Raw genomic sequence first — 23,946 nt, 5'->3', positions numbered from 1 at the left:
TGAAACCTCGGCCATCTTCACCCACGACGCCCAAGGCGAAGACGTGTACGTCGATGCCGGCTCGCTGACCGTCAGCATCACCGGCACCAGCGTGCCGGATGGCCGCCAGTTCGAGAACCTGGTGGTCAGCAAGCCTTCGGCTTCGTTGGACATCAAGGACACTTCGAACGAAGTCATCGCCAAGCTGACCGCCACGCCGTCGGTCACCGAAGGCGGTGTGATCACCTACACCGTTACTCTGACCAGCAAAGATGGCCTGCCGATCAACAACCACGGCGCCCTGACCTTCACCTTGAGCGACGGCAAAACCGTCATCAACGTGCCGGCCAACAGTGCAACAGGCTTCGTCAACGTGGCTGCGCCGGATGATGTCTATATCGGCCAGACCTCTGTCGGCCTGGCGCTGCAGTCCGTCGGCGGCGCGGGTGCCAGCAAGTTCGAGCAACTGACCCTGGACAAGACCACGGCCACCACCGTGGTCAACGACGAGCCAGGTGTCGGCACCCCAGGCACTGGCAACCAGGGCGATGTGACCACCATCGGTATCACCGGCACCACCTCGTTGACCGAAGGTGAAACCGGCAAATACACCCTCACCCTGAGCAACCCGGCTAAGGCGGAAGTCACCGTTACCCTGACCTACAGCGGCACCGCTAACGGCCAGGACTACACCGCGGTCACCACCGTGAAGATCCCGGCCAACAGCAGCAGCGTCACGTTCGATATCAAGACCATCGACGACAAGCTGGTTGAAGGTACCGAGAACTTCACCGTGACCATCGGCGCTGCCACCGGTGGCAACTTCGAGAACCTGCAGGTCGATAGCACCAAGGCGAGTGTCACCACCAACATCCTCGACAACGACCACCTGCCGGTTTCGACTGGCGGCGCGGTCAATGGCGTGGAAGACACCGACTACCTGTTCACCTGGAACGACTTCAAGGTTACCGATGCCGATGGCAACACCGGCCTGTTCGTGACCATCACCTCGCTGCCGGTCGACGGTAGCCTGAAGTTCTACAACGGCACCGCATGGGTCGATGTGAAAGCGGGCCAGGTCGTCAGCCAGGCCGACATCACCAGCAACTACCTGAAGTTTGTGCCGAAGGCGAACGAGTCGGGCACCGACGGCTATGGTGGCTCGGGTGTCGGCAACAAACAGGCTGACTACGCGCAGTTCAAGTACACGCCGAACGACGGCACCAACCTGGGCAGCGAAGTGACCATGAAGGTCGACATCAGCCCGGTGGCCGACAAACCGACCCTGACGATTGGCAGTACCGATGTCGCGTCCAAAGGCCTGACCAAGGAAGTCTGGACCACCCTCAAAGGGCTGGGTACCGACGGCAACGGCATCACTGGCGATGCGCTGAAAACGGTCTTCGCCAACTCCGGCAGTGCTACCTCCAGCGCGACCACCACCAACGTGCAGTCCGATGGCAGCGTCACCGCTGGCACCGGTTCGAAGACGTCGGGTCTGCTGTTCCTGGAAGCCGGTAAGACCTACACCTTCAGCGGCATCGCCGATGACAGCCTGGTGGTCACCATTGGTGGCAAGACCGTGGTAACTGCGACCTGGGGCGCGGGTGGCCAGATTTCTGGCACCTTCACCCCAACGTCCAGCGGTTACTACCCGATCGAGGTTTACCACGCCAACCAATCAGGCCCTGGTAGCTATGACCTGAACATTCAGGCGGGCTCCGGTGCCGTCACCGACCTGAGCAGCAGCAACATCCCGATGTACCAGAACGTGACCGAGATGGCCAACGCTGGCCTGGGCGTGTCCGATCTGCACACCGTCAATGGCCAGAGCTACTACGACGGCTATAAGCTCAACGAAGGGCCGGAAGGTGGCTCGGTCAAGCTGGTCGGTATCAGCACCGGCCTGACCGACACCGATGGTTCCGAGACCTTGAGCGTGACCCTCAGCGGCATTCCGAAAGGGACTGTGCTGAGCGATGGCGCGGGCCACACCGTGACTGTCGGCGGTACGCCGGTGGACGTGACAGGCTGGAAACTCAGCGGCCTGACCCTGACCCCGCCGACCTACTACAAAGGCACGTTCGACATCACCGTCACCTCCACGGCCACCGAAAGCCTCGGCGGTTCGGACAGCATCACCGGCAAGATCCCGGTCACTGTCTACGGCGCCACCTACAAGGCGACGGTGGGCACTTCGGGCGATGACACCATCAATGGCAGCGAAGGCAACGACATCATCGTCGCCGACGTGGCTGGCCTGAACGTGGTTGCGGGCAAGAACTACAACATTGCCTTCATGGTCGACAGCTCGGGCAGTATGAGCAACCAGTCCGTCGCCGCGGCCAAGGCCCAGTTGGCATCGGTGTTCCAGACGCTGAAAGCCAGCCTGGGCGCTGATACCTCGGGGACGGTGAATATCTTCATCGCCGACTTCGATACCCAGGTAAACAAGAACGTGGCGGTCAATCTTGCCGATACCGACGCACTGACCAAGCTTCAGGCGGTGCTGGACTCGATGGTGGGTGGTTCAAGCTACGGCGGTGGTACCAACTATGAGGATGTGTTCAAAACCACGGCCAACTTCTTCAAGAGCACCATGGCTACCGGTAACAGCGGTGCAGAGAACCTGACCTACTTCATCACCGACGGTAAGCCGACCTATTACCAGACCAATGAAACGACCAACTACCGCCTGTGGAGCGGCGGCAAGTACCTGGATGACGTAGTCAACGTCAACAACTACAAGGTGGGTGAGACCTTCAGTGTCTGGGCCGACGCAACGCACAAAGTTGAAATCAATAGCGAAGGCAGCCTCAAAGTGCTGACCTACACAGAAAACCGTTGGGGCAACCTGGTGCTTGATTCCACCCGCACGATCGGGACGATCCATGCTCAAGGGGATGGCACCTACGAGTTCTCCGGCCTGGGCGGTACCGGTTATGCCGATTCCTGGAACTACGCGGATTCGGCGAGCAACACATCTGCCAGCTTCGCCCTCTTGGGTGGGACTAACGGTGTAAGCAAGGTTCAGGCAATTGGTTTGAACAGCGATGTCAGCCTGACTGACCTGAAGCCATACGACAGCGCCGGCAAGCCGCAGGCCAATATCGACCCATCCAACCTGGCCAGCGCGATCCTCGGGCATTCCGAGGCGACCCTGCCAGGCGCCGACAAGGTCGATGGCGGCAACGGCAACGACATCATCTTCGGTGACCTGATCACCCTCAACGGTGTCGTCAGCGAGGGCTACCAAGCCCTGCAGGCGTACGTTGCGCAGAAGAGCGGTGTCGAGGCCAGTGCCATCACCACCAACAATGTCCACCAGTACATCACCGAGCACTACACCGAGTTCGATATCTCCGGTGCCAACGACGGCAAGGATTTCCTGTCGGGCGGCAATGGCAACGACATCCTCTTCGGCCAAGGTGGCGATGACACGCTCGATGGTGGCAAAGGTAACGACATCCTGTTGGGCGGTACCGGCAAGGACATCCTGATCGGTGGCCAAGGCGATGACATCCTGATCGGCGGTAGCGGTGCGGACACCTTCGTGTGGAAGTCGGGCGATGTCGGCAACGACGTGATCAAGGACTTCAAGGTGGCCGAGGGTGACCGTATCGATCTGAAGGATCTGCTTCAGTTCGAGAAGGGCAGCACCATCGACAACTACCTGAAGATCACCACGGTGGACGGCACCTCGACGCTGCAGGTCAGCAGCGAGGGCAAGCTCAACGCCACCGGTGGCCTGGCCAACGCCGATGTGACGATCAAGCTGGAAGGGGTCAACTGGTCCAATACCTCGATCAACTCGTTGATCAGCGGTGGCGACCCGACCATCCGTATCGATAACAAAGACAGCTGATGCCCAGCCCACCCGGGCGGTCGAAACGACCGCCCGGGTGGGTGCCGGCTCTTTCCTGCCTTCCCCTGACAGCGCATACTCGTGCGCCGGGCCTGCGTGCCCGGGAATCTTTGCCTATGCTGCTGTCTACCAACAAGGAACCAACGTGACGAGGGACACCGCCATGTTCTACGTGCAACGCAACGCTAGCGGCCAGTTGCTGCGGGTAGAAGCAGCCTCTTTTGACGAATTCACCGAAATACTCCCTGCTGACCATGCCGACGTTCAGGAATGGTTTGCCGACGACGAAGTGGAAAACAGCCTCAAAGAGCTCAAGCAAAGTGATCTGGACATGATCCGCGTGCTTGAGGACTTGATCGATGTGCTGACCGCCAAGGGTGTGTTCAGCATCACCGACCTGCCGGCCGGGGCGCAGGCCAAGCTGCTTAACCGTTCCAAGGCGCGTAAGGCGCTGGGCAGCCTGAACAACCTGATCGATGAAGAAGAGCAGGGCGGGTTGATCTGACCGCGGATCAGCCCCGATCTACAGTGATATGGTTATTCATTAAAGATATTTAAAATATCTTTCTTATGACTTTATAGTTGCTCCCACTGCGTACCCGTCGACCAATCGATGCGCCGCACGACTTGAACCCACACGGGAAATCCCCGTGCGTTTCTGATCGTTGCGCGCCTTTGACGTCGCGCACTGCGTGGGAGTGAACCATGTCCGCCGCCTCGAACGCCTTGTCGTCCATCGACAGCGCCCAGCCGCAAAGCTTTGAAATCCGCCCGTTCTCCGGTGCCGTCGGTGCCGAGATCATCGGCCTGGACCTGACCCGACCGGTCAACGCCGAGGATTTCACCCAAATTCATCGCGCCCACCTCGATCACCATGTACTGGTGTTCCGCGACCAGCGCATCACCCCGGAGCAACAGATCAGCTTCAGCCGCCGTTTCGGCGAGCTGCAGATTCATGTGCTCAAGCAGTTCCTGCTGACCGGGCACCCCGAAATCCTGATCGTTTCCAACATCGTCGAAGACGGTCACAACGTCGGCCTGGGCGATGCTGGCAAGTTCTGGCATTCGGACCTGTCGTATAAAGAGCTCCCCAGCCTGGGTTCGATGCTGCATGCCCAAGAGCTGCCCAGCGAGGGTGGCGATACGCTGTTCGCCGACATGCACAAAGCCTGGGACGCCGTGCCCGAAGCCCTGCGCAAGGTAATCGCCGGCCGCGACGCGGCTCATTCCTACACGGCCCGGTATGCCGAGACCAAGTTCGAAGGCAACTGGCGCCCGGCCCTCAGCGCCGAGCAATTGGCCCAGGTGCAGGAAGTGATCCACCCGGTGGTACGCACCCACCCGGAAAACGGCCGCAAGGCGCTGTTCGTCAGCGAAGGCTTCACCACCCGCATCGTCGGCCTGCCGGACGACGAAAGCCGCGACGTGCTGCAGCAGCTGTATGCCCTGAGCGTGCTCGAGCAGAACATCTACCGCCATCAGTGGCAGCCCCACGACCTGGTGTTCTGGGACAACCGTTCGCTGATCCACCTCGCCACCGGCTGCCCCGCGCACCTGCGGCGCAAGCTCTATCGCACCACCATCCAGGGCGATGCCCCGTTCTGACGACTGAGGAAACACACCATGCGTAAATCCATCAGCCGCCTGGCGGCAAGCATTGGCCTGGGCGCGAGCCTGGTCGTCGGCAGCCTGGCGGCCCCCGCCGTGGCCCAGGCCGAAGGCAAAATCCGCATCGCGGAACAATTCGGCATCGTCTACTTGTTGTTGAACGTGGTGCGTGACCAGCACCTGATCGAAAAACACGGTAAAGAACAGGGCGTCGACATTGAAGTCGACTGGGCCCAGCTCTCGGGCGGCGCGGCCATCAACGATGCGCTGTTGTCCGGCTCGGTGGATATCGCCGGTGCTGGCGTTGGCCCGCTGCTGACCGTCTGGGACCGCACCAAAGGCCGGCAGAACGTGAAGGCGGTCGCCTCGCTTGGCAACTTCCCGTATTACCTGGTCAGCAGCAACCCGAATGTGAAGACCATCGCTGACATCTCCGAGAAAGACCGCATCGCCGTGCCAGCCGTGGGCGTCTCCGTGCAGTCGCGCTTCCTGCAGTACGCCGCCGCCCAGCAGTGGGGCGACAAGGAATACAACCGCCTCGACAAGTACACCCTGGCCGTACCGCACCCCGATGCCACGGCCGCGCTGATCGCCGGTGGCACCGAACTGAACGGGCACTTCTCCAACCCGCCGTTCCAGGATCAGGCGTTGGCCAACAAGGATGTGCACGTTGTGCTCAACAGCTACGACCTGCTTGGCCCGAACTCGCCGACCCTGTTGTTCGCCACTGAAAAATTCCGCACGGACAACCCCAAGACCTACAAAGCCTTCGTCGACGCGCTGGCCGAGGCCGCAGACTTTGCCCAGAAGGACAAGGCCGCCGCTGCTGACACGTACATCCGCGTGACCAAGGCCAAGATCGACCGCGATGTGCTGATCAAGCTGATCGACAACCCGCAGTACGAGTTCACGGTAACGCCGAAGAACACCTACAAACTGGCGGATTTCCTGTATCGGGTTGGCGCCATCAAGCACAAGCCGGAGTCGTGGAAGGATTACTTCTTCCAGGATGAACGCCCGTTGCAAGGGAGCTGATCGATCATGACCGCCCCATTGCCAGGCCACGCGGCCAGCAACCTGAGCCGTGTCGCCACGCCACCGCTGCTAACGGTGGATAACCTCAGCCTCGAATACCGCACCGCGCAACGCGTGGTGCGGGCCACCCACCAGGTCAGCTTCGAAGTCGACCGCGCCGACCGTTTTGTCTTGCTGGGGCCTTCGGGCTGCGGCAAGTCCACCTTGCTCAAGGCCGTGGCCGGGTTCATCGAGCCCCAGGAAGGGCAGATTCTGCTGCAGGGCCAGCCCGTCAAAGGCCCCGGCCCTGACCGCATCGTGGTGTTTCAAGAGTTCGACCAGTTGCCACCCTGGAAGACGGTAAAGCAGAACGTCATGTTCCCTTTGCTGGTATCGGGCCAGCTCAAGCGTGCCGAGGCCGAGGACCGGGCGCTGCACTACCTGGACAAAGTCGGCCTGGCCGCCTTTGCCGATGCCTACCCACACACCCTTTCTGGCGGCATGAAGGCGCGCGTGGCGATTGCCCGGGCCTTGGCCACCCAGCCGAAGATCCTGCTGATGGACGAGCCGTTCGCCGCGCTGGACGCGCTGACCCGGCGCAAGATGCAGGAAGAGCTGCTGCTGCTGTGGGAAGAGGTGCGCTTTACCCTGCTGTTTGTGACCCACTCCATCGAAGAAGCGCTGGTGGTCGGCAACCGCATCTTGCTGCTGTCGCCGCACCCAGGCCGGGTACGGGCCGAGGTACACAGCCATCAGTACGACCTTGGCAGCCTGGGCGCCGCCGATTTCCAGGCCAGTGCCCGGCGTATCCATCGCCTGTTGTTCGATGAGGCGGACACGCCCGAGCAGGCCGACGACCTTGGCTTCAACGATATCCGTATCGCCTACTGACAGGAGCTTCAGCCATGACCACTACACCTGTACGTCAGGAATACGAGGTGCAGCTGGAGCCGCTGCTCAGTGTGCCTCTGGAACGCCAACTGCCCTTAGCCCAGCGCTTGTGGCAGCAAGGCTGGCTGCGCAAGGCTGTCATCCTGGTGGTGATCGCCGCGCTGTGGGAGGCCGTGGCCCGCTATCAAGGCAACGACCTGCTGCTGCCAAGCTTTCTGCAAACCTCTGCTGCGCTGTGGGACGGCCTGCTCAGTGGCGAGTTGCCCGCCAAGGTCGGCGTGTCGCTGGTGATCCTGCTCAAGGGCTATGTGCTGGGTATCGTGCTGGCGTTCGGCTTGACCAGCCTGGCGGTGTCGACCCAGCTTGGCCGTGACCTGCTGGGCACCTTGACCTCCATGTTCAACCCCTTGCCGGCAATCGCCTTGCTGCCGCTGGCGCTGTTGTGGTTCGGCCTGGGCGACAACAGCCTGATCTTCGTGCTGGTGCACTCGGTGCTATGGGCGCTGGCGCTGAATACGTATGCGGGCTTTCTCGGGGTGTCCGAGACGTTGCGCATGGCCGGTCGCAACTATGGCCTCAAGGGCCTGCGCCTGGTGCTGCACATCCTGGTGCCGGCGGCCTTGCCGTCGATTCTGTCAGGCTTGAAGATCGGCTGGGCGTTTGCCTGGCGCACCTTGATTGCCGCCGAACTGGTGTTTGGCGCCAGCAGCGGCAAGGGCGGGCTGGGTTGGTACATCTTCCAGAACCGCAACGAGCTGTACACCGACAAGGTGTTTGCCGGGTTGGCGGTGGTGATCTTGATTGGTTTGCTGGTCGAGGGGTTGGTGTTCAACACCCTGGAGCGGCTGACCGTGCGGCGGTGGGGGATGCAGCGCTAGCCAGTAAGCCAGCCCCGGCCTCTTCGCGGGCAAGCCCGCTCCCACAGGGGCTGCACGCCTTCAAGGTGGGTGATGACCTTGTGGGAGCGGGCTTGCCCGCGAAGAGGCCGATACAGGCTATGGATTCTGGTACTGAGCCGCCGCATTGCTCAGCATCTTGCCAATCTCTTCGCGCAACCCCTCTGGTTGCTCAACCACCACCCCATCCCCCTGGCTCAGCAGCCACCAACGCAGCGGCCAGCCATCGCTTACCGTGGCCCGCAACCGATGCCCATGCTCCAGCGCCGTCAGCTGCATGTCGCTGCTCAACGGCGCCTCGCGCAACTGCCGCGCCAAGGCATCACTGACCCGCGCCACCAGCTCTACCCCCTCGCCTTGGGCCGGCTGCAGCGCATCACCGCGCAAGTACGTCAGCAAGTCGAAATTGCCGCGCAGCTCGCCCACGGCACTCGACGACCAGTGCCAGCCGAACGGTATGCTCTTGTCATTGCGCTCCAGCGGAAAAATCAGCGACAACTCGTTGAGGTCGCGCTCAACCGTGCGTTTGCTGACATTGAACCCCACATCACGCAGGCGCCACACCAACTCGGCGCTGGTGATGCCTGGGGAGCGGCTGGGCAGTTGGCGCAGCAGCGCCCACTGACGACTGAGGGTGGCGCGAGTGGTGGCGAACGGCAAAAGATAACGTCCTTGTCTAGGCTTGCCGCAATAGGATGGCGGCACGAGCGGGGCATGGCAATTGGCCACGGCCTGCTCAGATCAAGGAAGTCGCATTTGGTTGCCTCGTGCCGAATCGTTCGCGACAGGTTTTGTCGTGACGTCACGCAGAATCACGCCTCATCACAGCCGAGGTCGAGGTTGTGTGTCGTTCAATGAGGATGAACATGTCTGCTGCCAGCAATATCCATTCGCTGCTTGCCCGTCTTCTGCCAGAGCGGGTCATCGCCCCGCCAGCCCCTGCCGGGAGGCGTCATCGGCTGTTTGCCGGGGTCGGGCTGCCCAGCCAGCGGTCGTTGCTGGTCAGCCGCCTGGACGAGGCCAGCGATTTGCAGGGTGTGTACGCCGACCTGCGCCGCCAAGCGCTGCAAGGCAGCGTGGCCGCACTGAATGACCTCGGCTGGATCTGGCTCAATGGCAAGTACTGGCGTGCCGACACCGTGCTGGCCGGCCACCTGTTGCGCATGGCGGCCTTGCAGGGTAACGCCGCGGCCTGGTTCAACCTGGGCCAGCAGCATTACTTCGGCAAAGGCATCGACACGTCCTACGTGCAGGCGGCCGAGTGTTATCGGCAGGCGTTTGACCGCGGTATGTTGCATGCTGCCGCCGCGCTCGGTGACTTGTATGAAGAAGAAGTGTGCGATGGCGACCTGGACTGGCAGGTCGACCTGATACAGGCCTACCAATGGTTTTTGCGCGGTGCCCAGCGGGGCGAAGCGCGGTGCCGGTTCGAGGTGGGGTACCGGCTGATGCATGGCCTGTATGTGGAGGCCGATATCAAAGGCGCGCTGTATTGGCTTGAGTTGGCGGCTGCGGCAGGGGTGATGCAGGCGGCCGAGGAGCTGGCGGTGCACTTCAGCAGCCGCGACCGCGCGCGTTACCTCGACTGGCGCGACCGGGCCGTGCAGATGGGCAGCACGCTGGCGCTGACGATGAAGCTGGAAGACCAGGTCCAGCCCTGAACCTGTGCAGTGGGAGGTCGCGGGCCCTGTGGGAGCGGGTTTACCCGCGAAGCAGGCAACGCGGTACATGGCACCGGCTTCGCCGGTGTTCGCGGGTAAACCCGCTCCCACAGGGAATGTGCAACACAGTTGCTCTCACGGGCTAAAGACCACGCATGAACAGAATTTCACCCACGCTACCCGTCGCCCACTGTTGACGACAGGGGGAGGGCGAGGCGTATATTGATAGTTAGCAAACTATGAATATCCTTGGTTCCCTTCATGACCCTTGATCTCCTGCGCCTGCAAGTCAGCAGCGGCATGGTGGTTGCCGCTCGCCATTGGCGGCGCATCTGCCACGCGGCCCTGACTGGCTATGGCATTTCTGAAGCCTGCGCCGCGCCGCTGTTGATGATCGTGCGCCTGGGCGACGGCGTGCATCAGGTGGCGGTGGCCCAGGCCGCTGGCCTCGAAAGCCCGTCGCTGGTACGCCTGCTCGACCAGCTGTGCAAAGCCGGGCTGGTGTGCCGCAGCGAGGACCCTCTCGACCGCCGCGCCAAGGCCCTGAGCCTGACCGCCGAAGGCCGCGCCTTGGCCGAATCCATCGAAGCCGAGCTGGTGCGCTTGCGCCGTGAGGTGCTGCAGGGCATCGACCAGGCTGACCTTGAGGCCGCCTTGCGCGTGCTGCGCGCGTTCGAAGCCGCCGGCCTCGGCACACCCGGCGGGGCAGCATGAACGGATTCTTCAGCTCGGTCCCCCCAGCCCGCGATTGGTTCTACGGCGTGCGCACCTTCGCCGCGTCGATGATCGCCCTGTACATTGCCCTGCTCATGCAGCTGCCGCGCCCGTACTGGGCGATGGCGACCGTCTACATCGTCTCCAGCCCGTTCGTCGGCCCGACCAGTTCCAAGGCCCTGTACCGCGCCCTGGGCACCTTGCTCGGGGCCGGCGGGGCGATATTCCTGGTGCCACCCTTGGTGCAATCGCCGCTGTTGCTGAGCGTCGCCATCGCCTTGTGGACCGGCACCTTGCTGTTCCTCTCGCTGAACCTGCGCACCGCCAACAACTACGTGCTGATGCTGGCGGGCTACACGCTACCGATGATTGCCCTGGCCGTGGTCGACAACCCCACCGCGGTGTTCGATGTGGCCTCGTCGCGGGCTCAGGAAATTTGCCTGGGCATCGTCTGCGCGGCCGTGGTCGGTGCAATCTTCTGGCCGCGCCGCCTGGCCCCGGTGGTGGTTGGCTCGACCGGCAACTGGTTTGCCGAGGCGATCCGCTACAGTGATACCTACCTGGCCCGTGACGTTGCCGCCGACAAGGTGGGCGGCATGCGTGCCTCGATGGTGGCCACGTTCAACACCCTGGAAATGATGATCGGCCAGCTCGGCCACGAGGGTGCCGGCCCTCACACCTTGAAGAACGCCAGCGAGCTGCGTGGGCGGATGATCCACCTGCTGCCGGTGATCGACGCCCTGGACGACGCCCTGGTCGCCCTCGAAGGCCGCGCGCCCGTGCAGTTCGCCCAGTTGCAACCGTTGCTGGCCGAGGCCCGCGAGTGGCTCAAAGGCACTGCCGACGATGCCTCACTGGCGCCCTGGGCCGCCTTGCACGAGCAGATCACCCGCCTGCAACCCAGCGCCGCCGCACTGGACCAGCGCGCCGGCCTGTTGCTGTCCAACGCCTTGTATCGCCTGACCGAGTGGGTCGACCTCTGGCAAGACTGCTGCACCCTCCAGCACGCCCTGCGCAAGGACGACGCCACGCCCTGGCGCGCCGCTTACCGCCACTGGCGCCTGAGCCGCCTCACGCCCTTCTTCGACCGGGGCCTGATGCTGTACTCGGTGTTCTCCACTGTCACCGCGATCATCGTCGCCAGCGGCTTGTGGATTTTGCTCGGCTGGAACGACGGCGGCAGTGCGGTCATCCTCGCGGCCGTGGCCTGCAGCTTCTTTGCCGCGATGGACGACCCGGCGCCGCAGATCTACCGGTTCTTCTTCTGGACGCTGATGTCGGTGATCTTCTCCAGCGTCTACCTGTTCCTGGTGCTGCCCAACCTGCACGACTTCCCGATGCTGGTGCTGGCATTCGCCGTGCCGTTCATCTGCGTCGGCACGCTGACCGTGCAGCCGCGCTTCTACCTCGGCACCTTGCTGACTATCGTCAACACCGCCACCTTCATCAGCATCCAGGGCGCGTACGACGCAGACTTCCTGACCTTCATCAACGCCAACCTGGCCGGCCCGGTGGGGCTGCTGTTCGCGTTCATCTGGACCTTGCTGCTGCGCCCGTTCGGCGTCGAGTTGGCAGCCAAGCGCATGACCCGCTTCGCCTGGCGCGACATCGTCGAGATGACCCAGCCCGCCACCCTGGCCGAACACCGCCAGGTGGGCGTACAGATGCTCGACCGCCTGATGCAGCACCTGCCGCGCTTGTCGCAGACCGGCCAGGACAGCGGTGTGGCACTGCGTGACCTGCGCGTGGGCCTGAACCTGCTCGACCTGCTGGCCTACATGCCCCGCGCCAACCCGCAGGCCCGTGAGCGCCTGGCGACGGTCATCGAGGAAGTCGGCGCCCACTACGCCGCTTGCCTGCGCGCCAACCAACGCCTGCACGCACCGGCCACGTTGCTGCGCAACATGGAGCGCGCGCGGCAAGGGCTGGCGCTGGACGACCACAACGACCGTGGCGATGCCCGCGTGCACCTGCTGCATGCCCTGAGTGGCCTGCGCCTGGCCTTGCTGCCTGGGGTCGAAGTGATGCTCGAGCCGACCGAACAACCGCAACTGCCCCCCGGCATCGATGGAGCCCCACTGTGATCGGTGATCTGGATATCAGCGGGGTGTTCCTGCCCACGCTGCTGGTGATGATGGTGTTCACCTATCTGCTGTTTCTAGGCGTGCACGCCTTGCTCGTGCGCCTGCATTTTTACCGCCTGGTCTGGCACCGGGCTTTGTTCAACGTTGCCCTCTACGCCGTAATGCTGGGCGCGGTCGACCACTTTTGCCGAAACCTGATGCTGCCATGAAAAAACCTTTGCTGACCCTGGGCCGTGTGGTCCTGACCTTGCTGGTCGTGAGTTTCGCCGCCGTGCTCGTGTGGCAGATGGTGGGCTACTACCTGTTCGCCCCCTGGACCCGCGACGGTCACATCCGCGCCGATGTGATCCAGATCGCCCCGGATGTGTCCGGGCTGATCCAGAAGGTCGAGGTGCGTGACAACCAGGTGGTCAAGCGCGGCGACGTGCTGTTCACCATCGACCAGGACCGCTTCAGCCTGGCCCTGCGCCAGGCCAAGGCGACCCTCGCCGAGCGCGAGGAAACCCTGGCCCAGGCTGCCCGCGAGACGCGCCGTAACCGCAAGCTGGGCAACCTGGTCGCGGCCGAGCAACTGGAAGAGAGCCAGTCCCGCGAAGCCCGCGCCCGCTCGGCGGTCAACGAGGCACAGGTGGCCGTCGATACCGCCCAGCTCAACCTCGATCGCTCGGTGGTGCGCAGCCCGGTGGATGGCTACCTCAACGACCGCGCCCCGCGTAACCACGAATTCGTCACCGCCGGCCGCCCGGTGCTGTCGGTGGTCGACAGCGCCTCGTATCACGTCGATGGCTACTTCGAAGAAACCAAGCTCGGTGGCATTCACATCGGCGATGCCGTGGACATCCGCGTGATGGGCGACAACACCCGCCTGCGCGGCCACGTACAAAGCTTTGCCGCCGGCATCGAAGACCGCGACCGCAGCAGCGGCGCCAACCTGCTGCCCAACGTCAACCCGGCGTTCAGCTGGGTGCGCCTGGCCCAGCGGATTCCGGTGCGTATCGCCTTCGACGAAGTGCCGGAAGACTTCCGCATGATCGCCGGGCGCACGGCCACGGTGTCGATCATCGAGGACAAGCGCCCATGAAACGCCTGATGCTGGTGGGCATGGCCCTGTCCCTCGGTGCCTGTGCCCTGGTTGGCCCGGATTACGAAGTGCCGAAAGACGCGGCCGTGCAGCGCAGCGACCTCAACGGCCCGCTGCGCCAGGACGCCGACAGTGTGGTATCGGCGCCGGTGCCCGAAGACTGGTGGCAGCTGTATCAGGATCAGCGCCTCAACCAACTGGTGCGCCAGGCATTGAGCGCCAATACCGAGCTGCGGGTGGCCGCAGCCAACATCGCCAAGGCCCGCGCCCAAGTCGAAGTGGCCGAATCGCAGGGCGGTTTCAGTGGTGGCATCAAGGCTGGCGCCCAGCGCTTGCAGGAGTCTGGCGAGGCCTTTTTGCTGCCCGAGAAGGTACCCGTGGCCAATATCGGTGAAGCCATCATCAGCGCCTCCTACCAGTTCGACCTGTGGGGCACTTTCAAGCGCGGCACCGAGGCGGCCAAGGCCAACGCCGACGCGGTGCAGGCCGCCGCGGACACCGCACGCATCACCCTGGTGGCGGATGTGGTCAAGGCCTACACCCAGGTGTGCTCGGCCAACGAGGAATACCACATTGCCCGCGAGTCGCTGGACCTGCAGGAGCAAGGCGTAAAGCTGAACCAGCGCCTGCGCGATGCCGGCCGTGGCGACGAAACCCAGGTCACCCGCTCGCAGACCCAATTCAAATCCCTGCGCGCTGAGCTGCCACGCTTCAAAGCCGAGCGCGAGACGGGCTTGTATACCCTCGCTGCACTGCTGGCCAAACCGGTCGAGCAGTTGCCCGCCGGCACCGCCGATTGCGCCGAACTGCCGCACCTGGCCCAACTGATCCCGGTAGGCGACGGTGCCGCGCTGCTCAAACGCCGCCCCGACGTGCGCCAGGCCGAGCGCCAACTGGCGGCCGCCACCGCATACATTGGCGTGGCCACGGGCGCGCTGTACCCGGACATCAGCATCGGCGCCCAGGTGGGCACCATCGGTATCCTCGAGAACCTTGGCGAGCCCTCCACCAACCGCTGGGGCTTTGGCCCACAGATCAGCTGGACCATCCCCACCAACGGCACCCGTGCCCGCATCCGCATGGCCGAAGCCTCCACCCAAGCGGCGCTGGCGCATTTCGACGGCGTGGTGCTGAACGCCATCCGCGAGACCCAGACCCGGCTGGCGCAGTACAGCGCCTTGCTCGACCGGCGTGATGCATTGGCCGAGGCAGAGAAGTCGGCCAAGGAAGCGGCGGACCAGACGCACCGGTATTACCAGGCTGGCCGTGAGTCGTTCCTGGCGGATTTGCAGGCGACGCGGACGTATACCGATATGCGCGCGCAGTTGGCGGCGGCGAATAGCCAGGTGGCGGTGGGGCAGATTGGGGTGTTTTTGGCGCTGGGTGGGGGATGGAAGGGGGCTGCTGGCAAACCTTGATCATTGCGTGGTGGCGAGAAGGTGTTTGGCGACAGGGTTGCGGCGCTCGATCTCAAGAGCGCTGAAAATCTGACGGCGAACATCTTGAAGCCGTAAGACATTTCCGAATCTGAAACCAAATGCTTCAGCTCTCGCTATCAGGCGAACTATCCTACGCGCCTGTCGGAAGGTGCTGTCTAGGCGGGGAGATGCCCCAGGAATAATGTCCTCGGGTCGCCTCGCAAGGCGATCGGGCGTGAGACACCCGGTTCTATAGCACATCGCTTAATGGCGGTCGTACGCGGGCAGGCTTCGGTCTGGCCGGGTATGCCTATGGACCCGGGTCTCACCCCGCGTATGACTGCCACCCAGATCCGTGAGACGAAAAGGAAGGCAGTTACCTATCCGCATGCCATAGGTGCCCCACCATGAAAAAAATCGTCCCCGACCCACCGCCCTCAACCCTCCTTCTGCTCGACCCACCCCTCATCACGCTCCAAGACCCTCCCTGCGCCGAAACGTGCGACCTGCTGATCCGCGCCCTGACCCTGACTGTGGAGCAGACCACCTCCGCCCTGCTAGACAGCAGCCCTGGCCTGATGCGTGACGCGATGGGCATGAACATCCGCCTGTTGTGCCGGATGATCAACGCCCTGTGCGACCACACCCGCGCCAGCGCCTGAGCCGAGGACCAACACAATGCGCGACGACCCCACAGCGTCTTCCACCGCAGGCGAGGAAACCTTCGACCTGTTCCGCCTGCAACCTGACGTCCCCTTCAACCACGCCTTCTCTCAGCTGTCCGTACTGCTCGGCTGCATCCGCCACCTGACCACCGAAGCGGAAATGGAGAATGACCGCGTGGCCGGCAGTGCAGCGCGGATTCTCAGCGAGATGGCCAAGGCATTGATCGACGATATGGAGCGGGGGATGAACAGGGTGCATTGAGTGCACTAGCGCCAAGGCAGCGAGTGAGTGTGCTCACTCCTGCTTGGCTTCGGCCCGTTGTGTCGCAAGGATGTGTTGCGACTGCTGTTCGATGAAGTCGAATACCTCGACCGGAACGGTGTATTGGTATTGCTTGCGCCGGTTCCTGGATACGATGCCATCATTGGTTAGGCACATCATCACCAGGTTGGCCAAGTCGCTGCCACGGACATCATACTGATTGTCCACTGCCCGATAGACAGCGTCGTAACTGGCCAGGAAATCGGCTTCCTTTTGCAGCTCCACCTCAAGGGCCATTCTGGCCATGTCGAGTGTGAAGGCCACGCACGGCGTCGCATCCCAATAACGATAGACGGCTTCGTGGCCCTTGAACTCGAAGCTGTATTTGCCGAAATCGATCCACTGAACTTCCCAGAAGTCGCGAACTGGCCTTGAGAACGACTGTAATGCCTCAAGGTAGCGCAACTCTTGGTGTTTCATGGCCACTGACACAGGCAGCAGCAGCCCATTCTCCAACGCTCCGGCCCTGCACAACGCTTGGTGAATGAGAAAGCGGGACAGACGCCCATTGCCATCCAGGAAGGGGTGTATCAATACGAAGCCGAATGAAATGATGGCGGCACACACCAGCGGGTCAATCTGCGACGGCGCTTCATTAGCGAAACCCATCAGGCTTTCCATCAACTCTCTGCACAATGCTGGAGGCGGAGGAAGGTAAGTCACCCCTGCCGCACCCTGTGAACTGTCTGAAAGATAGTTTTGCTCATGCCTGAACGCTGCCGCTGAATCGAGGGGGTTGGAGAGGGTGGCATTCTGTAGTGCCACCAGATATTCCTCTGTAAGGGGCTGGCGTTCATGAGCTTGGCGCAGGAGTTGGATAAAACGTCGCGATTTACTCTCTGAGGGCGCCTCTCGCTCAATGGCAAATGAGTCTTTGGTTTCGTGCAGATAGGCCCAATTGAGTGCGCGGTCCATCATCACCGGCGGTAGCTCCGCCATGAAAGCTTTTGCTCTTGAGAGTATGTCGTGCTCAAGCAACCCTGTGATAACGGGCGTGCGCTCGACCGTCGCACAATAGGTAAAGTCACCCAGGCCGTTGAACTCGATACGCCACTTCTGATTACGAGGGCCAGGCCTGGTGATATAGCGTTGCGGGTCGAACAGCGGAGCGTAAGGCACCCGTATGCGTGCCGCTTGGTCAAGCTGTTTACCTGTGAACATTTCCCATAGATAGCAGGCTTTTCTGACGTAGATACCGTTAGGTGCCTGTGTGAAGGCTGACTCAAAGTGCTCGGCCGGGATGAAGGGTAAAGCTTGAGCAAGCACGGCCAGGTTGATCCCTTCGTGTTTCAGTGCGAACAACACATGTTCGAGAAGGTTGTCAGGTTCTGGTGCCATGGCGGCGGGGACGGCCAGTGTGTGGCCGATAAGCTGAACGCGTGTGACAGGCTCGATGACTGCTTTGTAACGCAGAGGAACTGCGGTCAGTTCCAGGTGATGGATCAGGCGTGAGTAGCCGACGGCCCTCATCTTGAAAATCCTCACATCGGTTTCATCGGGCAAACTTTTTCTCACTCTACAAGGAAAATTGTGATTTTCTGCGTATTGCTCAATTTTTTTCTCACTCGAGTACGTAATGGTGACAGCTTTCCTGGGGCTGCCCTCCCTTGAATATGCCGCAAGATTTTTCATGAAATCCGCTGGCGAGCCTTGAGCAAAGGAAAGTGGAAGTGAACAATGTTCTCTTTCGCATTCCCTCCGAGACTGGCCATGAAAACCCGTTCCCGTCTGCTTGCCTGGCTGCCTGCTTTACTGCTTGGCCCAGTGCTGGCGCTGTGCAGCACCGTGGTGCTGGCCGAAGCCCCCGCCGAGGCCGCCAAGGCCTTGCACCTGCTCGATTACATCGGTGCCGACTACCCACCGACCGTGCGCGATGGCAAGGTGATCGACGAGGGTGAATACCGCGAGCAACAGGAATTCACTGCGTTACTGGCCGAACTGGTCAAAGGTTTGCCGGCGCATGCTGAGCAAACGGCACTGGAGCAGGGCGTAGAGGGGTTGCGCCAGGCCATTGAGCAGCGTCATGAAGGCGCCGCCGTTGCCCGTCAGGCCCGCCAGTTGGGCGCGCGCCTGGCGGTGGCCTACGAGGTTAGCCAGGCCCCGGTGATTACCCCGGACCCGGCCCGCGGGGCTTCGCTGTATGCGCAGAACTGCTCGATCTGCCATGGCGATACCGGCGCCGGCGATGGCCCGGCCGGTGTCGGCCTGGAACCGCCGCCCGCTAACCTGCGCAGCGTCGAGCGGCTTGACCAGTTGAGCCTGTTCGACCTGTACAACACCCTTGGCCTGGGCATCGAAGGCACCGAGATGCCATCGTTCGCCGATCAACTCGATGAGCGTCAGCGCTGGGACGTCGCTGCCTATGTAGCGGGCTTCACTGCCCAGCCTGAAGCCGCCAAAGGTGACAAGGTCTGGAACCTGGCCGACCTTGCCCGCCAGACCCCGGCTGAAGTCGCGGCCAACGAAGGTGCCAGTGCGCTGGACGCTTTCCGTGCCCAGCGTGCCCAGCCGCCGCAGGTCAAACGCGGCCCGGCGCAGTTGCTCGAGTACACCGCCAGCACCCTGGATAAAAGCCTGGCCGCCTACCGCGAAGGCGATCACGACCAGGCGTATGACCTGTCGGTGGCCGCGTACCTGGAAGGGTTCGAGCTGGTGGAAAGCTCGCTGGACAACATCGATACCCAAGCGCGCAAAGACACCGAAAAATCCCTCATGGCTTACCGCCAGTCGCTTCAGGATGGTTTGCCGGTGGCCCAGGCTGAGCAGCGCCTGAACGAAGCCAAGACCAAGCTCGGCCAGGCCGCCAAACTGCTGGGCAGCGATGGCCTGAGTTGGTCGCTGAGCTACATTTCCGGGCTGTTGATTTTGCTGCGTGAAGGCCTTGAAGCGATTCTGGTGCTGGCGGCGATCCTGGCCTTCCTGCGCAACACCGGCCAGCAGTCGGCTGTACGCAGCGTCAATATCGGCTGGGGCCTGGCGCTGGTTGCCGGCTTTGCCACCTGGGCCCTGGCGGCTTATGTGATCGACGTGGGCGGTGCCCAGCGCGAGCTGCTGGAAGGCTGCACGGCGCTGTTTGCTGCGGTCATGGTGCTGTGGTTGGGGGTATGGATGCACGACCGACGCCACGCTGCGGCCTGGCAGGACTACATCAAGAACAGCCTGGTCAGTGGCGGCGGGCGCTTTGGCTTTGCCATGCTGGCGTTCTTCTCGGTGTACCGCGAGCTGTTCGAGGTGATCCTGTTCTACGAAACCCTGTGGCTGCAGGCGGGGCCTGCCGGGCATCAGGCGGTGTTGGCAGGGGGCGCCACGGCGCTGGTGCTGCTGGTGGGGTTGGCGTGGGTGATTTTGCGCGGTTCGGCCAAGCTGCCGCTGTCGCTGTTCTTCAGCATCAACGCGGCGCTGTTGTGCGCGCTGTCTGTGGTGTTCGCCGGGCACGGCGTCAAGGCACTGCAAGAGGCCGGGGTGCTGGGCACGCGGCCGGTGGCGTTCTTCGAGTTCGACTGGCTGGGCATTCATGCCGATGCCTACTCGCTGGCAGCCCAGGCGGTGGCATTGCTGGCCATCGTGTTCCTGTACGGGCGCTCGCGGTTGGCCGAGAAGCGCAGGGCGGCGGCCAGCTAAGGCCGCCCTCCTGGTATACCTGTTCGATCAGGCCGGTTGTGGCGCCTTGAGAATGTTCTGCAGCAGTTGAACACTGTCGACGGCGTCATGACCCAGGCTGGTCAGGTAGCCACCATCGGGTTGATCGGTCAGCCCTTTCTCGAACAGGCGCTGAGCGGCCGCGATCAGGGCAGGGGAGGCGTGGCTGTTTATCTTGATGCCTTCCTGGCTGCTGTCGTGCTTGAACAGCGCGAGGACTTCCAGTTCGGCGATCAGATCGGGGGTAAAGGACATGGCGACTCCTGACTTCCAGACGAGGATGGCGGCACCGTCATCGGTGCCTGACCTTCGAGTGTAGTCGGGTTATTCGTCGTCGCCTTGATCCATCTCAGGTGGCAGCTCGGGCAGGGCGCGCAGGGCGTTTTCATACCACTCGCTATTGAAGGCGCGGTCTTCCACCAGCATGTTGTCGATCTCGAAGGCCAACACATGGGCCATCAGGTTGAGGATGTCCTCGCGCGCGTAGCCTACCAGGGTGAGCTTGTTGAAGGTGGCTTTGGCGGCCGGCGGCTCGCCGCTTTCGATCTGGTTCTCGATGGCCTGTGTCAGCGTTGCCTCGGCGAAGGCTTCGTCGTCATTGTCGATGTCGGTGGGCTCGCTCATGGCGGTACTCCTGTGATGGGGCATACAGTTTGCCACGCCTGTGCTGGCAATGTCCGGTCATCGACCGGGTGCATGACGCTGGTCAGGCGCTGGCGCAGGGGCTATAAAAGCCGGGCCATCCCCATACGGCCTGGAGGCTGTTACCCCATGCTCAAGCTTCACGGATTCTCGGTCAGTAACTACTACAACATGGTCAAGCTGGCGCTGCTGGAAAAAGGCCTGCCTTTCGAGGAGGTCACCTTCTACGGCGGCCAGGCGCCCAAGGCACTGGAAGTCAGCCCGCGGGGCAAGGTACCGGTACTGGAAACCGAGCACGGCTTCATCAGCGAAACCAGTGTGATCCTCGACTACATCGAGCAGACCCAAGGCGGCAAGGCACTACTGCCAACCGACCCGTTCGAGCAGGCCAAGGTGCGTGAACTGCTGAAGGAAATCGAGCTGTACATCGAGCTGCCGGCGCGTACCTGCTATGCCGAGTCCTTCTTTGGCATGGCGGTGGAGCCGTTGATCAAGGAACGCGCCCGTGCCGACCTGCTGGCAGGCTTCGCCACGCTCAAGCGCAATGGGCGCTTCGCACCCTATGTGGCGGGTGAGCAGCTGACCATTGCCGACCTGATGTTCTGCTTCTCGGTCGACCTGGCCTACGCGGTGGGCAAGAAGGTGCTGAACCTCGACTTCCTCGCGGACTTCCCCGAGGCCAAGGCATTGCTGGAGAAAATGCGCGAGAACCCGCACATGGCGCGGATCCTGGCAGACAAGGACGCGGCGATGCCGGCCTTCATGGAGATGATTCGTAGCGGCAAGCGCTAACTGTAGCTAGCGCTGAACCTGTAGGAGCAGCCTTGTGCTGCGAAGAGGCCGGTGCAAACGCCTTAGATCCATGGTGTTTGCACCGGCCTCTTCGCAGCACAAGGCTGCTCCTACAACAAGCAGTTAGCGCGAAGCCAGCAGCGCCTGGCCGCGCACCACGGCCGCACGCACCCGCGCCGGTGCGGTACCACCAATGTGGTCACGGGCATTGACCGACCCTTCCAGGGTCAGCACAGCGAACACGTCCTGCTCGATCTGGTCGCTGAACTGGCGCAGTTCGTCCAGGCTCATCTCGGCCAGGTCCTTGCCAGTGTCCACGCCATACTTCACCGCGTGGCCGACGATTTCGTGGCAGTCACGGAACGGCAGGCCACGGCGTACCAGGTAGTCAGCCAGGTCAGTGGCGGTGGAGAACCCGCGCAGGGCCGCTTCACGCATGATCGCGTGCTTGGGCTTGATGGCCGGGATCATGTCGGCAAAGGCACGCAGCGAGTCGCGCAGGGTATCGGCGGCGTCGAACAGCGGTTCCTTGTCTTCCTGGTTGTCCTTGTTGTAGGCCAGCGGTTGGCCTTTCATCAGGGTCAGCAGGCCCATCAGGGCGCCGAACACGCGGCCGCTCTTGCCACGTACCAGCTCCGGCACGTCTGGGTTCTTTTTCTGCGGCATGATCGAGCTGCCGGTGCAGAAGCGATCAGGCAGGTCGATGAACTGGAACTGGGCGCTGGTCCACAGCACCAGCTCTTCGGAGAAGCGCGACAGGTGCATCATCGCCAGGCTCGCGGCAGCGCAGAATTCGATGGCGAAGTCACGGTCCGAAACGCCGTCCAGCGAGTTGCCCGATACGTCCTCGAAGCCCAGCAGCTTGCAGGTGAGCTCGCGGTCGATCGGGTAGGTGGTGCCGGCCAGCGCGGCGCTGCCCAGGGGCATGCGGTTGGTGCGCTTGCGGCAGTCGACCAGGCGCTCGTAGTCGCGGCTGAGCATTTCGAACCAGGCCAGCAAGTGGTGGCCGAAGGTGACCGGCTGGGCGGTTTGCAGGTGGGTGAAGCCGGGCATGATGGTCTCGGCTTCACGCTCTGCCTGCTCCAGCAGGCCCTGTTGCAGGCGGGTGATTTCGGCCAGGATCAGGTCGATCTCGTCGCGCAGCCACAGGCGGATGTCGGTGGCGACCTGGTCGTTGCGGCTGCGGCCGGTGTGCAGCTTTTTACCGGTGATGCCGATGCGATCGGTCAGGCGTGCCTCGATGTTCATGTGCACGTCTTCAAGGTCGACGCGCCAGTCGAAGTTGCCGGCCTCGATCTCGCCCTGGATGGTCTTCAGGCCATCGATGATGGTGTCGCGCTCGGCATCGCTGAGCACGCCGACCTGCGCCAACATGGTGGCGTGGGCGATCGAACCCATGATGTCGTGGCGGTACAGGCGCTTGTCGAAATCGACCGAAGCGGTGAAACGGGCGACGAAGGCGTCGACGGGCTCACTGAAGCGGCCGCCCCAGGACTGATTGGTCTTGTCGGTGCTCATGGATTCACTCATTGCAGGCGTGAACGAAAAAGTGGCGCCGATAATAGCAGGGTTGGGCTGGCTGCCGCAGGACGCCGGTCGAGAGAAATGACGGCAAATGGGCAGGCAAACGAGCAAGCAAGGATTTGCAGGATTGAACGGCAGTGTTCCACGGACCGTCTACAGTTGGACAGAGGACTGGCAGTGAATCTGCCGGCCGAGTGAATCTTTGGCCATTGCACCGGTCTAGAGCGTGACACGCAGTGTCGCTCGAACCACACTTGTCTACGCTACACCTGTGCGAGACTCATTCAGGAATCCAGCGCAATTATGAATGTCCTGATCGTTGATGACGAACCCCAAGGCCGTGAACGCCTCAGTAGGCTACTCGGCGAACTAGAGGGTTATACCGTGCTGGAGCCAAGCGCCACCAACGGCGAGGAGGCCCTGGCGCTGATCGAAAGCCTAAAGCCCGATGTGGTCCTGCTGGACATCGGCATGCCTGGCCTGGATGGCCTTCAGGTCGCTGCTCGCCTGTGCGAGCGCGAAGCGCCGCCCTCGGTGGTGTTTTGCACCGGCGACGATGAATACGGCACAGAGGCTTTCAAGGACAGCACCCTCAGCCATGTGACCAAACCCTTCCAGCCTCAGGCGTTGCGCGATGCGCTGCGCAAGGCCGAGAAGCCCAACCGCGCCCAATTGGCGGCGCTCACCCGGCCGGCCAATGAAGGCGGCGGCCCGCGCAGCCATATCAGTGCGCGAACGCGAAAGGGCATCGAGCTGATTCCCTTGCCCCAGGTTATCTATTTCATCGCTGACCACAAATACGTGACCTTGCGCCACGAGGGCGGTGAGGTGTTGCTCGATGAGCCCCTCAAGGCCCTGGAAGACGAATTTGGCGAACGCTTCGTGCGTATCCACCGCAACGCGCTGGTGGCCCGCGAGCGTATCGAACGCCTGCAGCGCACCCCGCTTGGGCATTTTCAGCTGTTTCTCAAAGGCCTGGACGGCGATGCCCTGACCGTCAGCCGGCGCCATGTGGCTGGCGTGCGCAAGATGATGCAGACGCTCTGACCACGTCTTTGCGCGGCCGCTGCCCACGGCCGCGCATGGGACGTACATAGCCATTGACCCGCATCTGCTGGTGATGCCGCCGGAGCTGTTATCATCGGCAGCAT

At 62.6% G+C, this 23,946-nt stretch carries 22 protein-coding genes; 17 read left to right on the top strand and 5 right to left on the bottom strand.

The window, feature by feature from the left end; translation table 11 throughout:
* The 6 genes from AC5PZ0_RS21045 to AC5PZ0_RS21020 form a co-directional block, all read left to right on the top strand.
* Positions 1-3,844: immunoglobulin-like domain-containing protein (locus AC5PZ0_RS21045; RefSeq protein ID WP_493855671.1), on the top strand; the 3,844-nt coding region annotated here is incomplete at its 5' end.
* 163 nt (positions 3,845-4,007) lie between these two features.
* On the top strand, positions 4,008-4,349 hold the full coding sequence (locus AC5PZ0_RS21040) for a hypothetical protein (protein ID WP_027595105.1): 342 nt from the start codon (positions 4,008-4,010) through the stop codon (positions 4,347-4,349).
* Positions 4,350-4,549: 200 nt separating this feature from the next.
* Entirely contained in the window at positions 4,550-5,449 is a 900-nt protein-coding gene (locus tag AC5PZ0_RS21035; protein WP_493855670.1) for a TauD/TfdA dioxygenase family protein, read from the top strand.
* An 18-nt stretch (positions 5,450-5,467) separates the two neighbouring features.
* Positions 5,468-6,487: an ABC transporter substrate-binding protein gene (locus tag AC5PZ0_RS21030; RefSeq protein ID WP_085273906.1), complete on the top strand. Its 1,020-nt coding sequence runs from the start codon at positions 5,468-5,470 to the stop codon at positions 6,485-6,487.
* Positions 6,488-6,493: 6 nt separating this feature from the next.
* Positions 6,494-7,357, top strand: coding sequence for an ABC transporter ATP-binding protein (locus AC5PZ0_RS21025; protein ID WP_265970040.1), 864 nt, complete (start codon positions 6,494-6,496; stop codon positions 7,355-7,357).
* A gap of 14 nt (positions 7,358-7,371) precedes the next feature.
* Positions 7,372-8,235 (top strand): ABC transporter permease, encoded by an 864-nt coding sequence (locus AC5PZ0_RS21020; RefSeq protein WP_027595109.1) that lies wholly within the window; start codon positions 7,372-7,374, stop codon positions 8,233-8,235.
* 117 nt (positions 8,236-8,352) lie between these two features.
* On the opposite strand, the gene AC5PZ0_RS21015 is transcribed toward AC5PZ0_RS21020, so the two are convergent.
* A complete protein-coding gene (locus tag AC5PZ0_RS21015; protein WP_027595110.1) occupies positions 8,353-8,913 on the bottom strand; it encodes a WYL domain-containing protein in 561 nt (186 codons plus the stop codon).
* Positions 8,914-9,119: 206 nt separating this feature from the next.
* On the opposite strand from AC5PZ0_RS21015, the gene AC5PZ0_RS21010 reads away from it, so the two are divergent.
* From AC5PZ0_RS21010 to AC5PZ0_RS20975, 8 genes are all read left to right on the top strand, one after another.
* On the top strand, positions 9,120-9,914 hold the full coding sequence (locus AC5PZ0_RS21010; RefSeq protein ID WP_027595111.1) for a tetratricopeptide repeat protein: 795 nt from the start codon (positions 9,120-9,122) through the stop codon (positions 9,912-9,914).
* A gap of 261 nt (positions 9,915-10,175) precedes the next feature.
* The gene (locus tag AC5PZ0_RS21005; protein ID WP_085273902.1) at positions 10,176-10,628 is read left to right on the top strand and encodes a MarR family winged helix-turn-helix transcriptional regulator; all 453 of its coding nucleotides are present in this window, start codon (positions 10,176-10,178) and stop codon (positions 10,626-10,628) included.
* Positions 10,625-12,712, top strand: a complete 2,088-nt coding sequence (locus tag AC5PZ0_RS21000; RefSeq protein ID WP_027595113.1) for an FUSC family protein — start codon at positions 10,625-10,627, stop codon at positions 12,710-12,712. Before AC5PZ0_RS21005 ends, AC5PZ0_RS21000 begins: the two co-directional genes overlap by 4 nt.
* Positions 12,709-12,921 carry a DUF1656 domain-containing protein gene (locus AC5PZ0_RS20995; RefSeq protein WP_027595114.1) on the top strand — a complete coding sequence of 71 codons (213 nt, stop codon included), beginning with the start codon at positions 12,709-12,711 and terminating at the stop codon, positions 12,919-12,921. Before AC5PZ0_RS21000 ends, AC5PZ0_RS20995 begins: the two co-directional genes overlap by 4 nt.
* Positions 12,918-13,793 (top strand): efflux RND transporter periplasmic adaptor subunit, encoded by an 876-nt coding sequence (locus AC5PZ0_RS20990; protein WP_099428035.1) that lies wholly within the window; start codon positions 12,918-12,920, stop codon positions 13,791-13,793. Before AC5PZ0_RS20995 ends, AC5PZ0_RS20990 begins: the two co-directional genes overlap by 4 nt.
* Positions 13,790-15,211: an efflux transporter outer membrane subunit gene (locus AC5PZ0_RS20985; RefSeq protein WP_186681800.1), complete on the top strand. Its 1,422-nt coding sequence runs from the start codon at positions 13,790-13,792 to the stop codon at positions 15,209-15,211. Before AC5PZ0_RS20990 ends, AC5PZ0_RS20985 begins: the two co-directional genes overlap by 4 nt.
* 407 nt (positions 15,212-15,618) lie before the next feature.
* Complete coding sequence (locus AC5PZ0_RS20980) at positions 15,619-15,873, top strand: hypothetical protein (protein ID WP_274887223.1); 255 nt, start codon at positions 15,619-15,621, stop codon at positions 15,871-15,873.
* Between the two features lie 16 nt (positions 15,874-15,889).
* A complete protein-coding gene (locus AC5PZ0_RS20975) occupies positions 15,890-16,138 on the top strand; it encodes a DUF3077 domain-containing protein (protein ID WP_027595118.1) in 249 nt (82 codons plus the stop codon).
* Between the two features lie 33 nt (positions 16,139-16,171).
* Here AC5PZ0_RS20975 and AC5PZ0_RS20970 read toward each other — a convergent pair whose 3' ends face one another.
* Positions 16,172-17,668, bottom strand: a complete 1,497-nt coding sequence (locus AC5PZ0_RS20970; RefSeq protein WP_493855674.1) for a Fic family protein — start codon at positions 17,666-17,668, stop codon at positions 16,172-16,174.
* A 207-nt stretch (positions 17,669-17,875) separates the two neighbouring features.
* On the opposite strand from AC5PZ0_RS20970, the gene AC5PZ0_RS20965 reads away from it, so the two are divergent.
* Positions 17,876-19,819, top strand: coding sequence for an FTR1 family protein (locus AC5PZ0_RS20965; protein ID WP_493855669.1), 1,944 nt, complete (start codon positions 17,876-17,878; stop codon positions 19,817-19,819).
* A 27-nt stretch (positions 19,820-19,846) separates the two neighbouring features.
* Here the strand turns inward: AC5PZ0_RS20965 and AC5PZ0_RS20960 are convergent, their stop codons facing one another.
* On the bottom strand, positions 19,847-20,092 hold the full coding sequence (locus AC5PZ0_RS20960; protein ID WP_027595121.1) for a TIGR02647 family protein: 246 nt from the start codon (positions 20,090-20,092) through the stop codon (positions 19,847-19,849).
* A 69-nt stretch (positions 20,093-20,161) separates the two neighbouring features.
* Entirely contained in the window at positions 20,162-20,461 is a 300-nt protein-coding gene (locus AC5PZ0_RS20955) for a hypothetical protein (protein ID WP_027595122.1), read from the bottom strand.
* Positions 20,462-20,608: 147 nt separating this feature from the next.
* Between AC5PZ0_RS20955 and AC5PZ0_RS20950 the strand changes: the two genes are divergently transcribed.
* A complete protein-coding gene (locus AC5PZ0_RS20950) occupies positions 20,609-21,271 on the top strand; it encodes a glutathione S-transferase (RefSeq protein WP_454242684.1) in 663 nt (220 codons plus the stop codon).
* A 123-nt stretch (positions 21,272-21,394) separates the two neighbouring features.
* Here AC5PZ0_RS20950 and argH read toward each other — a convergent pair whose 3' ends face one another.
* Positions 21,395-22,789: an argininosuccinate lyase gene (argH, locus tag AC5PZ0_RS20945; RefSeq protein ID WP_493855668.1), complete on the bottom strand. Its 1,395-nt coding sequence runs from the start codon at positions 22,787-22,789 to the stop codon at positions 21,395-21,397.
* Between the two features lie 309 nt (positions 22,790-23,098).
* On the opposite strand from argH, the gene AC5PZ0_RS20940 reads away from it, so the two are divergent.
* Complete coding sequence (locus AC5PZ0_RS20940; protein WP_027595125.1) at positions 23,099-23,842, top strand: LytR/AlgR family response regulator transcription factor; 744 nt, start codon at positions 23,099-23,101, stop codon at positions 23,840-23,842.
* Positions 23,843-23,946 lie beyond the last annotated feature (104 nt).

It is taken from the genome of Pseudomonas sp. 5.2 (assembly GCF_059025405.1).
This window is presented reverse-complemented; position numbering and strand designations above follow the sequence as displayed.